Origin of the sequence: Desulfatiglans sp. (genome assembly GCA_012513605.1) — a bacterium.
GTDB lineage: Bacteria > Desulfobacterota > DSM-4660 > Desulfatiglandales > HGW-15 > JAAZBV01.
Window position 1 is genome coordinate 63640 of record JAAZBV010000156.1, and the last position, 13477, is coordinate 77116.

Here is a 13477-nt window from a genome sequence, read left to right on the forward strand (position 1 = left end):
AGCTTATTTGGGCGGGGAGTATAGAGGTAACTTGAGGGTGATCACTGTAATATTTTCTTTGTCTGCCCTGATATCTATAAAGCCCTTTAAGACGCTGATGATCCTGTGAGTGATATAAAAGCCCCTCCCCTTTGCCTCTCCTTCCAGTAACTGCATGCGTATATCCTCAGGTATGGAGCCTGTGTTTTTGACCTCAATGCAGGCATAGCCATTTTCTTCATATGTCTTTATGCCGAGCCTTCCGCCCTTGATTGGTATTGCCTTTGTTGCATTGTTTAAAAGATTGTCAAGCACCCTTTCAAGAAACAGGGGATAGCAGTAGATTACAAGGTTGTCATTAAAAGGCCCCTGTTCAAGGGTTATATTCTGCCTGAACTTTTCTCTGATAACTTCCTCATTTATTTCGAATCTGCGTTTCAGCACCTGTGTCACATCCACAGGTTGTTCTTTGCCTACATGTGAGAGACTCATTGCCATTTCCTGCATGCGGCTTGTCTCTTCCATCAGTATCTGGACATATTTTGTTATCCTGCTTTCGTCTTCAGGGGCGCACTCTTTTTCAAGCAGGCTGTGGAGCCTTCTTGCAAAACCGGCAGTGGCAATGGCAGGGTTTTTAAAATCATGGAGTATATCGTCGAGGCGCTCCATTCTCTGTGCCTTCATCAGCTCTCTACCAAGGAAGAGGAATATCTCTATCTCCTCCGGGCTGTACCCCTTTCTCTGGTCAACCGCATCCACTGTGATAAAATGCGTTACAAATTCGCCTGACCTCATAGGTATATAGAGGATAGAGTTGATGTTTCTGATTAATGAAAGGCTCTTTGTATTTAGAGATACCAGGCTGCTCTTCTGTGGGTCTGTAACAAGCACATAGGATGATGTAATTATTTCATACGGGGTATCCTTTTCAGGATATTTGAGACCTAAGATCACCTCAAAGGAGGGCTCGCTAGTTACCGGGAAGCTCTTGCCTATGCCGTGTAATGATAGTGAATCAGGATACCCTGCCTCAAGGACTACATTCTGCATGTCATCTGTTACTGAAAAGAGGGCGCAGCTCTGAAGGTTGATGATATCAGCCAGCTCAGGGATCAGCCGGTTAAAGATATCCTTCATCTTGACCCCTTCCAGTTTTCCCATCCTTGAAAATATCTGCTTAAGGATGGTCTCTTTTTTTTCATTCATCCTCTGCATGGTAAGGATTTTTTTTCTTGCAATGACAAACCCCAGCCTCTGGGACATGAGTGTTGCCACCTGAGCCTCAAGTGGTGCAAAGATGCGCTCTTTCTGAGCATAGTATATCTGGATCACCCCTGTGGTATTTCTTTCGTGCGGAAAGAACCTTGGTATCTCAAAGGGGATTGCCATTAGCGAATTTACCCCTTTTCTATCAACAATGGTCTTATCTGTGTAAAGTTTTTCTCTGAGTATATCAGGTACAATAACAGGCTTTCTGGTGGTAATTGCAATGCCGGCCACGCTGCCTTCTATCGCTATCTGGCTGGGCCTTGTCTCTTCTTCAGAGGGGTATGAGCCGTATGAAAGCATCTGGGAAGTGAATGGGTCATATATCCTCACAGATGCCATGACTGCATTTAAAGATTCCACCAGCCTTTTTGCAATAAGTTCGAGTATCTCCCTTTCTGACTGACCCGGATCAATCATGATAATAGAGTCTACAAGATGGGTGATTTTTGTAATGAAATCGGGAAGGAGGTTTTTAGCGATCCATTCGGTCAGGTTGCTCCAGAAAAGATCACCCTCCGGGACAGCCTTTGCCCAGGTCTGTTTTTTAATCAGCTCTATGTGGCTTTCTGAGATGCCAAACATATTATGCGCCCCGGTGAGTGCTTTATAATAAAGGCATTTTATTTTTCCAGGTCAATAATGCCTTTATAGATAATATCAAAAAGCTCTTTGATATCTTCCTTTTCCAAACATGAAAATGCTATGCGTAGATCGGTCTTTCCAATGGATATTGTGCCAACACCGTATTTATCCAGTATATGAACCCTGAGCGCCTCAGCATCAACCGTCTTGAGTTTCAGACACATGAAATACCCGGAGTTAAATGGATAAACCGCCCAGACTTTATCATATTTTTTATCAGAAAGCACTTTTTTAACTTCATTTGCCCTTTCTTTCATGATCCCGAATTTTACTTCGCTTTCTTTGCCAAAGGTTTCCGAGGCAAGGGATTTTGCAACTATTGTCTGACTCAGGTGCGAGACATTTGATATATTACCCCTCACATCCCCTGCGGTCTTTCTTTCAAGGGCGTCATAAAAGAGGGCAGTATCTCCATCTATGGCAGCACCATAAGTAATAAAACCCACCCTCAGGCCCCATACAAATATCTCCTTTGTTGCCCCGTCAAGCTTGATGGTGAAAAGCCTCGGGTGTCTTCCGATCAGGTGGCTGAAGATCGATTCCTTCATGACATTCTCTTCGAAAAAGAGCCCGAAATAGGCATCATCAGTAACAGCAACTACATTTGTGCCCTTTTCTGCTGCTTCAGTCAGTATGTTCGCTATCTTTTCCCCCTCTTCGTTTGTGATGCTGTAGCCGGTCGGATTATTGGGGAAGTTAAGCAGTACCATGAGCTTTTTTGCTGTTTTTGCCTGCTCCTCAATGCATTGTTTAAGCCCCTCAGTATTAAACCCGCCCTCTTTGCTAAAGAGGGGGTATTTTACTATTTTTCCGCCGCTTCTTGTCTCAAAGATCATGCTGTAATTGCCCCAGTTTTTATCAGGGATGATAATTATATCATCCTTATCAACCCACATGTCTGCCACTACAGAAAGACCATGGGTGATTGCATTTGTGACAACAGGAAGGCTGATCTTTTTATCCTTTAGAGGCGGGTTTTTATCAAGTATATAATCCTTCCATGCTTTTCTTAAGCCTGCTGTCCCGTAAGAGGGGGCATAGGTGAGGGATTCTTCCGGGCTGATGTTGCCCATAAAAGACATTACTGAAGATAGGTACATGGTTTTACCCTTTTCAGTTGCCATGCCAATAGTTGCATTAAATTTATGTGCCTTTGCCTTTGCCTCAGCACTTTGTGTGAGTATCCCTTTCGGGAAATAGAGAGATTTACCAACATCAGAAAGCATATCAAATATATGCGGATTAGCTTTTTGAATAATTACATTCAGTTCAATCGCAAGCGGATTCATATTTAACTCCAAAAAATTAGTATAACCACAGGTGCTGTAAGAAGACCTTTAACGCCTAACTAGCCGGTGTATCATAAAAATGTCAAGAAAATTCATTTGGTTATTGGGGTTAAAATAACTTGACTTGGAAATGTACATCTTTATATATTCACCCGTAACCTTAACCCTGCTTGTGCAGGTTGAATCAGGGGCATATTTTATATTGTAAACACAGAAGGTTCAAGAATAGATTTGGTAAAATTTCATACCATTCTTTTTTTTTACACTAACCACACAAGGAGCTAAAAATGAACTACAACAATATCCTTTTCAGCGTTGAAGGCAGTATCGCAATAATCAAGTTTAACAGGCCCCAGGCCCTTAATGCCATTAATCCTGATGTGTTAAAAGATGTAAACGCTGCGCTGGATGAAATAATTGAAAATCCCGAGGTCAAGGTGCTTGTATTTACCGGAGAGGGAGACAAGGCATTTGTGGCAGGTGCAGATATTAAGCATATGGTAAACCTGACCCCTCTTCAGGCAAGGGAGTTTGGCAGGGTAGGGCAGGAGCTGCTTTTTCGCATAGAGCAGTTTCCCATGCCTGTAATCGCCTGTGTAAACGGCTTTGCCCTTGGCGGAGGCTGTGAGATAGCAATGTCATGTGACTTTATATACGCCTCTGAAAAGGCAAAGTTCGGCCAGCCTGAGATAAATCTTGGTGTAATACCCGGTTTTGGCGGCACACAGAGGCTTGCGAGGCGTGTGGGTAACAGCATGGCAAAGGAGCTCTGCATGACAGGCGCGATAATCAAAGCGGATGAGGCAAAAAGTATCGGTCTTGTGAACAGGGTCTTCCCTGCTGAAACCCTGTGGGCGGAGACCATGAAGACTGCAAACCTTATTGCATCAAAGGGAAGGACAGCGCTTAAGGGTATCAAAGACTGCATTGACAGGGGCGCTGACATGGATCTGATCAATGGTTGCAGGATGGAATCAGATGCATTTGGTCTTATATTCACAAGCCCTGACCAGAAAGAGGGTATGTCTGCTTTTCTTGAAAAGAGGACACCGGAATTCAAGGGCAGTCTGTTTTAATATTCTTTATGTCTGAAACTGCACAGAAGGTTATCTCAGGCGATATCAGGGCCGCAGCCAGGCTTATCAGCAATATTGATAATGGGCTTACCGGGGTCAGGGATATCCTCAGGGAGCTTTATCCACATACCGGGAATGCCTATGTTATTGGTATTACAGGTGCCCCGGGCGTCGGGAAAAGCACCCTTGTTGACAGACTGATAGAAAATCTAAGGAAAAGAAAAAAAACGGTAGGAGTTATAGCAATCGATCCCACAAGCCCATTCAGCGGTGGGGCAATCCTGGGCGACAGGATCAGGATGCAGCGACACAGCAATGACAAAGAGGTCTTTATCAGGTCGCTGGCCACAAGGGGACATTTCGGGGGGCTCACATTATCCACTCGCGGTGCGATCGATGTTATGGATGCCATGGGCAAGGACTATATCATTGTCGAGACCGTTGGGGTTGGCCAGGATGAGGTGGATATAGTTAAAAAGGCCCATACCACTGTGATCGTGCTTACACCAGGCATGGGCGATGATATCCAGGCCATCAAGGCCGGTATACTTGAGGCAGGTGATATCTTTGTGATCAATAAGGCTGATAGAGCTGGTGTTGAAAAGGCAATGACAGACCTTATGGTCATGCTGGACATGGGTATGAATAATGGCGATGATATGAAGTGGCATCCGCCAGTAATTAAAACAGTTGCACCCGAAGGAAAAGGCATAGAAGAGGTTATCACAGAGATAGAAAGACACAGGAGTTTTATCATTCAAAAGAGGGGAAATATTAACCCCAGGAGGACAGAATCAGGTGCAAGGGAAGAGCTCCTTGAAATGATAAAGGGCAGGATCATGGAAGAGGTGATAGGCAGGCTTGAAAAGGATGATGCCTTTAACGTGGCTGTTGAATCCATAAGGAGCGGTGAAAAAGACCCATATACCGCATCAGATGAAATTTTAAGCAGCCATTTTTTATGACCTGTTTACAGGGTGGTCAGGATAGTCAAAAATAAAAAGAGAAAACAGGGATATCAAAAAATTAGATGTATGATTTTTTCAACCCATACAGGGAGATTATCCCTGATTTTGATAATTTTATCGATAGTCTTAACAGACCAGCACCGGTTCATTTAAGGGTAAACCGCATAAAGGCAGAACCGGAAAGGGTTGTTAATATCCTTGCCGAACGCGGTGTATTACTTAAACCCATGGGCGATGAGGGGAACAGGTTCTTTGAGGCATCTAACCTTGAATCATCGGGTAACCTGCCGGAATATTTTTCTGGTTATATACATCCCCAGGCGCTTACCTCCTGCCTTGCCGCAATGGTGCTTGCACCGGTAAAGGATAGCCTTGTGCTTGACATGTGTTCGGCGCCTGGCGGTAAAACCGCCCATATGGCTGATATCATGGAAAACAGCGGTCTGATAATAGCAAATGAGCTTTACCCCACAAGGCATATCCCATTAGGCCATACCCTTACAAGGCTGGGGGTACTTAATGTTATTTACACAGAGTATCAGGCACAGGAGTTTCCTCTTAAGCAGCGGTTTGACTTTATTATGGCTGATGTGCCCTGTTCGGGCGAGGGGAGGATCAGAAAGCGGGAGGATTCATCAAACAGCTATCCATCAAAACCACACCCTGGAAATAAGCTTTTGGATCTACAGAAAAAGATGATCTTAAGGGGGTTTGATCTCCTGAAAGATGGCGGGACAATGCTTTATTCTACATGCACATATAACCCGCTTGAGAATGAAGGGGCGGTCCAGTTTCTTCTTGATAACAGGGATGCGGAATTACTTCCAATAGATATCTCATTTCCCCATATGAATGGGCTCACAGAATTTAATGGTGTTTCCTATGACAGACAACTATACCGCGCAGCAAGGTTCTACCCCCACTATCTCAACTCGGTGGGATTCTTCATGGCCAGGATTGGCAAAAGAAGATGAGAGGGTAACACTGCTTTCATATCTCTATAACAGGTTTGGCATCAATAAAGAGCTCTTTGATGATTATCTCATCTTCAGCAAGAAACGGACATTCTGGTTTTTAAGAAAAAGCCCTTATATATCAGAGGTCTCCCAGCTGAAGATTAAAAGACTTGGTATCAAGGCCTTTCAGGAGGTGGGGAGCTTTATGAAACCCACGACCAGATTTATACAATATTTCGGGGTACATGCCACAAAGGCACTGTTCGAAATAGACGAAAAACAGCTCAGGCAGCTTCTGGATGGCGAATATCTCCTTTTTAATCAGGAACTTGAAAATGGTTATGTGATTCTATGCTTTAAAGGAGAGGTGCTTGGCCTTGGACTACTTATAAAGGGGATGGTGAGGTCACAGCTTGCATTAGAAGATGTAAGATATCTGTCGATACCAGATGCAAATTAATTTGAGCTGAAAAATTATATCCAATTAAAAACCTATTTCCTTGACCTTTTTAAGTAAAATAATGCAATATCACTCACTGTAACTTTGCTGAATTATATTATGATTTTTACAATATTGACCGATTGGTCTGGTGATAACAATAATTAACTCGTTACAGGGAATAATATTATGAATAATGCTTTTCTTCTGAAAAGGACCCCGGTTCCATCCGGGAATTTTTTAATAAGCAATAAAAAGAAAGAGGTGCTGGATGCATACCTCGGCACATGCGTAGGCGTCACTCTGGTTGATGAGAAGAGGGATATAGGCGGCCTTATGCACATTTTATTGCCTGAACCGAGCGGAATGAGTGGTATAGGCAGGGTTGAGAACTACGCCAGGACCGGGTTGCCTGTTTTTATAAGTGCCCTTCGTGACAAAATCGGCGAAAGGGGCAGTTTCAAGGCAACAATCGCTGGTGGAGCATTGGTAGGCCCTGTTTCCGAACTAGACCTGAGCCTTGATATAGGCGGAAGGACAGCCGAGATAGTTGAAAGAATATTGAAGTCAGAGAGGATACCTGTTGTTAAGAGTGAAACAGGCGGCCATTTCTGTTGCTGCCTTAGCCTCAATCTTTCAAACTGGGAGAGTACCATTAAACCCATCAGTGTACCCGAAGATGAAAAGAGAGAGTCAATAGATTTCCCGACCATGGCCCAGCTGGAATCGGCAATAGCAAAGATAAAACCCATACCCCAGATTGCCCTTAAATTAATGAGGATGGTTCAGGATGACAGCTACAGCATGGGTGATATGGGCACGGAGATCAGAAAAGATCAGGTGATAAGCGCCAAAATAATCAGGCTCTGCAATTCTGCATACTTCCGGCAGAACACCAATGTGGACAGCATAGAGCGGGCACTTGTTGTGCTGGGTGAAAAACGTCTTTTACAGCTTATTATCTCTGCATCAATGGAGGGTTTTTTCAGCAGCAGTACCGGGGGGTATTCACTGTGCAAGGGCGGTCTTTTCAAACATGCGGTGGGTACTGCCCTTATCAGTGAAAAGCTCGCCTCTCTTAACAGGAAGATATCCACTGATATCGCCTATACCGCAGCGCTCCTCCATGATATAGGCAAGATAGCCCTTGATCAATTTATGGACAGGGCCTATCCTCTGTTTTACCGGAGGACCCAGGAAAGGGATGAGGCACTTGTGAGTGTTGAAAATGAGCTTTTCGGTATGGATCATACAACTGCTGGCGGTAAACTTGCAGAGCTATGGGGTCTGCCTGAACGCCTTGTCGATGTGATAAAATACCACCACCACCCTGAAAAATCAGAGCATGACCCTGATCTCAGTTATCTGGTTTATCTTGCAGACCTTCTGATGTCCCGCTTTATTGTGGGCCAGGAGCTGGAAAGAATCAGCACAGATTCATTTCACAACTGCCTTGAAAGGGTAGGTATCGAGCCGGATCAGCTTTCAAAGACCATTGAGGATCTTTCTGAGATAATTACCAATCTTTCAGTGTAAAATATTAGAACCTGTACATTCTAAGAAGGTTAAAAAATTTTGGCCCGGCAAAAAGCTCAGCAGTGACTATTATCGGGTAGTAAAGTATTCTTCCGAATATATTAAATTTCAGAAAATGATCAGCTATAAGTATACCCAGAAAAACCATCGGCGCATAACGCCTTATCTTTTGATACCCTGATGCTACCCTGTCTGGAAGGATATTTTCAAGGACATGTGAACCTCCAAGTGGTGGTATAGGGATTAGATTAAAAAGGCCCAGGCCTATATTCAGAAGCACCATGTTCACAAGTATAAGGCGATAAATATCTATAGGTATGTCGTAAACCCTTATTAAGAGACCTGAAACAAAGGCAGCGGCCAGGTTGGATACTGGGCCGCTAATGGCCATAAGGATCGTATCTTTACGCCTGTTGGTAAAGTAGGAAATGTTTACGGGAACCGGTTTTGCCCAGCCCACACCGAAGAGGTACATACATACAGCGCCAACAGGGTCTATGTGTCGTATCGGGTTGAGTGTAAGTCTTCCTGCATTTTTTGCAGTCGGATCACCAAGTGAAAGTGAGGCCTTTCCATGTGAATATCCATGTATGGTCACGGCAAAAAGCAGTACAGCTATTCTTATTATTGCATCTATCATATGCAGCTTATACCATTTGTTTTCATTAATCTCTTCAAACTTGAGGTAACTTTATATAATAAAAAGATTGTTTGCCGCAAGTGACAAAAAAATATAAAATAACAACTCTGTTATAACAACAAGGAGTTTAAAAATGGGTGTAAGAGCTGCTGATCTTGCAGGTAGCTGGTATCCTGCAACAGAGTCCGAATGCCTGAAGGTATTTGAAAAATTTGAAAAGGCATCTATATCATCCCGCGGTATTGAATGGACCGGGGGTATTGTGCCTCATGCAGGCTGGGTATTTTCCGGGCAGGTCGCCTATGATGTTATAAAGCATCTGAAAGGTACTACTGATTCTCCTGATACCATTATCATATTCGGGAGACATCTTCATCCGGGGAGCGGTAACTATATTATGAATGAGGGTTCATGGGATACACCTCTGGGCGAACTTGATATAGCCTCTGATATTGCAGATAAAATAATTACCGAGTTCAGATTCAGTGTGGAGACATGGTCCATATATGCCACTGACAACACTGTTGAGGTACAGTTACCTTTCATCAGGTATCTTTTCCCGGGTGCAAGAATACTCCCGGTAGGCGTGCCCCCTGCACCGCAGTCAATAAGGATAGGAGAGCGGATAGCCGAAATAGCTCTTGAACTGGGCCACAAGATAAAGGTGCTGGGCTCCACAGACCTTACCCATTATGGTCCGAATTACGATAACACGGCTATGGGCACAGGCCAGAGGGCCCTTGACTGGGTGAAAAACCATAATGACAGGAAGATGGTGGATCTTATGCTTAAGATGGAACCTCAGGCTGTGATAGAGGAATCGCTCAGGGATATGAATGCCTGCTGCGGAGGGGCTGTTTCAGCGGCAATTGCCTCGGTTAAAAAACTCGGTGCAGTTGAGAGCAGAGAGGTCATCTATACAACAAGCTATGATGTTATGCCCGGCAGCAGTTTTGTAGGTTATGCCGGGGTTGTCTTCAGGTAACATATGTAAAATATAATAAATAGACATCAGCATCTATTTTTATTATGTTTCAGCATTAGTAGAATCATTAATAAAAAAATTGAGGCATGTTTATGCCTGTAATATTAGACGGATTAAAGAGGTTATGAATAAAAATAGAATAAAGACAGAGCTTTTGGTCCATGACCTGAAAAACCCTATTGCGGTTATTGAGGCCAGTGCAGACATGCTTATCCGTAATGCGGAGAGGGAAAACCCACTTACGGAAAGGCAGATAAAGGCGCTGACCAGGGTAATAAGAAATTCAAGGATAGCCATGTCCCTTGTAAATGATATCCTTGAGGTCGGGAGATCAAATGAAGGCATTTTAAATAAAGGCACATACCGGTGTTTTGAATACATTGTATTTCCATTTGTCGAGATATTTGATCTGATTGACCCTGAGATTGCTGAAAGGATAAGCAGGGCAGGGGGTTATAAGGCTTTTATAGAGATACTTGCCTCACAGGGTGTCAGGCTTGAGATGGATGCATCCCTGTGGGAAAAAGAGATATTTTTAGATGTAAGAAAGGTAAGACAGATCATAAGAAACCTGCTGAGCAATGCATTCAAATACAGAAAAAAAGAGGTTGTTGTTGAAATATCCCTTGATGATAATAACCTTTTTATCTCTATCGCTGATGATGGCAAAGGGATAGAAAAAGAATTCCACAAAAAGGTATTTGAGAGATATTTTCAATTGGGCGATGAAAGGGAACACTGCGTAAGGGGGCATGGCCTGGGGCTTGCCGGTGCGCTTGTCCTTGTTGAGGATATGGGCGGAAGAATGACCCTTGAAAGTGAAATGAACAGGGGCGCTAAATTTTCTGTCAGCCTGCCATTAGGGAGATAATACTGGCCTGATAAGGGGCGATGATTTGTTTAGTCTCATTTATTTTTTTCAGGCAGAAAAGGATTAGAACATGGATACAGGATGCTTAACAAAGGGATTAAATAATGACAGCTGAGATGTCTGAAATACTCACTCAAAATATCAAAAAGGCGGCAGAAGTTATAGCTGTCTCTTCACCTGTTATTGCCCTTACCGGGGCAGGCATATCTGTTGAGTCCGGGATACCTGATTTCAGGGGTAAAAACGGGCTCTGGTCAAAATATGACCCTGCTAGGTACGCAACCATAGAAGCATTTTTATCTGACCCTGCCGAGGTCTGGAACATGCTCAGGGAGATGGATGCCCTGGTGTTAAAGGCAAGGCCCAACCCTGCCCACACAGCTCTTGGCATCCTTGAGGACAAGGGTTATCTTCAGCATATAATCACCCAGAATATCGATAACCTGCATCAGGCTGGCGGCGCATCAAATGTGATTGAATACCACGGTAACTGCAGCACCCTCTCATGCCTTTCCTGTAACAGGAGGTATAGCATGGAGGAAAAGAGGCATGAATATCTGCCGGCATGTGAGTGCGGCAAAATCCTGAAGCCCGATATCGTATTCTTTGGCGAAGGCATACCTGAAGAGGTGCTCGATCTCTCGTTTGATATTGCCAGAAAGGCGCGGGTGCTCTTGATCATAGGCACCTCGGCACAGGTCTCCCCTGCCAATACCATCCCTGTAGTTGCATCAAAAAACAATGCTACGATTATCGAGATCAATAAAGAAAATACATGGCTGACAGAACAGTTGACAGACATCTTCCTCATGGGTAGCGCTTGTGATATTGTATCAGGGCTTGTTGATGAAATTGTCAAAGCAGGTGGATAATTTTGTCTATTGAGATAGAAGAAGCTGTCCTTAAAAAGGCATGCAAGGAGATGATAGAGACCATATTCCTCTGTCTCCCAAACGCCTGCAAAGGCACCATATACCGGGTAGGAGATCTGCCTGAATTAAGGGTGGAAGGGATTACCTCAGGCATTATTGATGACTACCGTGAAAGGATCGAGTGGGGGCTTGTTGGGGCATCAGATTATGACCCGCCCGGAAAACCCTGGTCTTTATACCGTGATGAACCTGATAGACCCCTTGAGGCAATGGGCTGGTGCGTGGAGCGCCAGAAGAGCTGGACATCGGAAGACCCTGAAAATGACTCAAGGAGTGTAAGGCTTCAGCTCGCGCCAGGGTCTGAAGGGTTTCAGCATATGGAGCCTGTGCTCGTAAGAAAGGCAGATCTCAATCTTGACATGTATTCCTCTGTTATCTATCCGAAAAATTATTCAGGGCATGTGATCTGGTCTGACTCGGATTATGTTGTGGTTGCTGTTGTAAAGATATATTTCAGGCCATACACCATCAGGATGAACAGTCATGAAACAAGGGTTATAAAAAGGCTTTCGCGGTCACTTGGCACAGAGCTTTTAAGTTATCAGCTCAGGCAGGACTCCATGAAGGCGATGCAGGATATTTCAAGGGACAGGCTGAATGCGTGCAATATTATTGCCGACTCCCTGAGAAATGCAATAACTAAGTCGGGTATGATCTTCACCCTTGCAAAGAAGGAGATTGCATATTTAAGGGAACAGTGGGAGCTTTTGATCCTTGAGGCCAGTGGCATGGAGAATCCCAGGGAAAAGGCCATTGTAAAGCTCGACAGGCTCCTTTCAGAATTTTCCATAAAAAATAAGGATGCAGCAAGAGAGCTTCATCTCGCACATGGCAGGCTTATGGAACTCTCACTCCCCCCTTTGCAGGGTGAAAAATGGCTCAGGATGCAGGTGGAAGAAAAGTGGGATGAACTGCTTGATCTGGCAGGGGCTGATTATGAGATAAGGGGCAGGGTAAAGGAGATGATAGATGAGATAAGAAATGCCCTTGGATTCGGATGCTGCCCTGAGTTTACAAATTCCTTAAGGAATATGCCTGAAGTGCTTAAAGAAAGATGGGTGAGCCTCATTTATAAAGAGATAGAGGGCATGAAAGACCCTGCCATTGATCAGCTTGTATCAATCCTGGAAAACCCTGAGATCAATATCCCGGGCCAGGAAAAATCAAGAAAGGCACTGTTGCAGCTTAAGGCCCTTGCAGAAACAATGGGGCAGCTTGAAAGGAATACAAATTTCCTGATTAACCAGGTTCTCATGGTAAATTCTGGAAAAGAATCCAGGGAAAAGCAATACATCAACAGGGGTGAAAATGGCCACAAGGCCATGTCTGTTACTGAGAGTTTTATTCCTGTATAAGTTTAACATGCTGATTTAAAAGCCTTTCCGGTCAGGTAAAAAAAGTATTGTAAAATCTGAAAATTATATGTTATGAAGAGCCCGTTTTTAATGCGCCCGTAGCTCAGCTGGATAGAGCAATGGACTTCTAATCCATAGGTCGGGGGTTCGAATCTTCCCGGGCGCGCCACTTCATTTTATTTCAACTCCTCATATGATTACTAATAAGAAGAAATAGCACCTATTTTAGGATTAACTCTTATCTCAGTATAATGAGAAATTATTATTTTATGCAGTTTTTACACAAAGAAAACAAGACAATATACGTATACCCCTTTATGTTATATTTAAAATAATTTATATATAGTATTTCTAAAATAGCTGTACACCAAAAATTTTATCATTTATTAACTAAAGGCGGTATCTAAATGGCAAACTTGGCCCATTCCTGTAAGTCTAGTGTTTTCAGCTCCAAATAAAAAGGGATTGCATAAAAGAAATAAGTTTTAAAGTATTATCGGGCTAAAACCGATATTTATTTCCATTATACAGGGAAAACCA

At 43.6% G+C, this 13477-nt stretch carries 12 protein-coding genes and 1 tRNA gene; 10 read left to right on the forward strand and 3 right to left on the reverse strand.

What is annotated here, in order from left to right; translation table 11 throughout:
• Nucleotides 1-3: 3 nt before the first annotated feature.
• Both GX654_22010 and GX654_22015 read right to left on the reverse strand, forming a co-directional pair.
• Nucleotides 4-1830 carry a GAF domain-containing protein gene (locus GX654_22010; GenBank protein NLD39537.1) on the reverse strand — a complete coding sequence of 609 codons (1827 nt, stop codon included), beginning with the start codon at nucleotides 1828-1830 and terminating at the stop codon, nucleotides 4-6.
• 38 nt (nucleotides 1831-1868) lie between these two features.
• Nucleotides 1869-3179, reverse strand: coding sequence for an aminotransferase class I/II-fold pyridoxal phosphate-dependent enzyme (locus tag GX654_22015; protein NLD39538.1), 1311 nt, complete (start codon nucleotides 3177-3179; stop codon nucleotides 1869-1871).
• A gap of 287 nt (nucleotides 3180-3466) precedes the next feature.
• On the opposite strand from GX654_22015, the gene GX654_22020 reads away from it, so the two are divergent.
• The 5 genes from GX654_22020 to GX654_22040 all read left to right on the forward strand — a co-directional run bounded on the left by GX654_22020 (nucleotide 3467) and on the right by GX654_22040 (nucleotide 8154).
• Entirely contained in the window at nucleotides 3467-4255 is a 789-nt protein-coding gene (locus GX654_22020) for an enoyl-CoA hydratase/isomerase family protein (protein ID NLD39539.1), read from the forward strand.
• Nucleotides 4256-4263: 8 nt separating this feature from the next.
• Nucleotides 4264-5220: a methylmalonyl Co-A mutase-associated GTPase MeaB gene (gene meaB, locus GX654_22025; GenBank protein NLD39540.1), complete on the forward strand. Its 957-nt coding sequence runs from the start codon at nucleotides 4264-4266 to the stop codon at nucleotides 5218-5220.
• Between the two features lie 65 nt (nucleotides 5221-5285).
• On the forward strand, nucleotides 5286-6197 hold the full coding sequence (locus GX654_22030) for an RsmB/NOP family class I SAM-dependent RNA methyltransferase (protein NLD39541.1): 912 nt from the start codon (nucleotides 5286-5288) through the stop codon (nucleotides 6195-6197).
• A complete protein-coding gene (locus GX654_22035; GenBank protein NLD39542.1) occupies nucleotides 6181-6639 on the forward strand; it encodes a hypothetical protein in 459 nt (152 codons plus the stop codon). Before GX654_22030 ends, GX654_22035 begins: the two co-directional genes overlap by 17 nt.
• 168 nt (nucleotides 6640-6807) lie before the next feature.
• On the forward strand, nucleotides 6808-8154 hold the full coding sequence (locus GX654_22040) for an HDOD domain-containing protein (protein ID NLD39543.1): 1347 nt from the start codon (nucleotides 6808-6810) through the stop codon (nucleotides 8152-8154).
• Nucleotides 8155-8158: 4 nt separating this feature from the next.
• Here the strand turns inward: GX654_22040 and GX654_22045 are convergent, their stop codons facing one another.
• A complete protein-coding gene (locus tag GX654_22045) occupies nucleotides 8159-8794 on the reverse strand; it encodes a site-2 protease family protein (protein NLD39544.1) in 636 nt (211 codons plus the stop codon).
• Nucleotides 8795-8927: 133 nt separating this feature from the next.
• Here GX654_22045 and amrB point away from each other — a divergent pair, with 133 nt between their 5' ends.
• The 5 genes from amrB (at nucleotide 8928) to GX654_22070 (ending at nucleotide 13106) form a co-directional block, all read left to right on the forward strand.
• Entirely contained in the window at nucleotides 8928-9779 is an 852-nt protein-coding gene (gene amrB, locus GX654_22050) for an AmmeMemoRadiSam system protein B (GenBank protein NLD39545.1), read from the forward strand.
• A 124-nt stretch (nucleotides 9780-9903) separates the two neighbouring features.
• Nucleotides 9904-10650 (forward strand): sensor histidine kinase, encoded by a 747-nt coding sequence (locus GX654_22055; GenBank protein ID NLD39546.1) that lies wholly within the window; start codon nucleotides 9904-9906, stop codon nucleotides 10648-10650.
• Nucleotides 10651-10766: 116 nt separating this feature from the next.
• The gene (locus tag GX654_22060) at nucleotides 10767-11522 is read left to right on the forward strand and encodes an NAD-dependent deacylase (GenBank protein ID NLD39547.1); all 756 of its coding nucleotides are present in this window, start codon (nucleotides 10767-10769) and stop codon (nucleotides 11520-11522) included.
• Between the two features lie 2 nt (nucleotides 11523-11524).
• Nucleotides 11525-12937, forward strand: coding sequence for a hypothetical protein (locus GX654_22065; GenBank protein NLD39548.1), 1413 nt, complete (start codon nucleotides 11525-11527; stop codon nucleotides 12935-12937).
• A 92-nt stretch (nucleotides 12938-13029) separates the two neighbouring features.
• A tRNA-Arg gene (locus GX654_22070) sits at nucleotides 13030-13106 on the forward strand.
• Nucleotides 13107-13477: the final 371 nt, after the last annotated feature.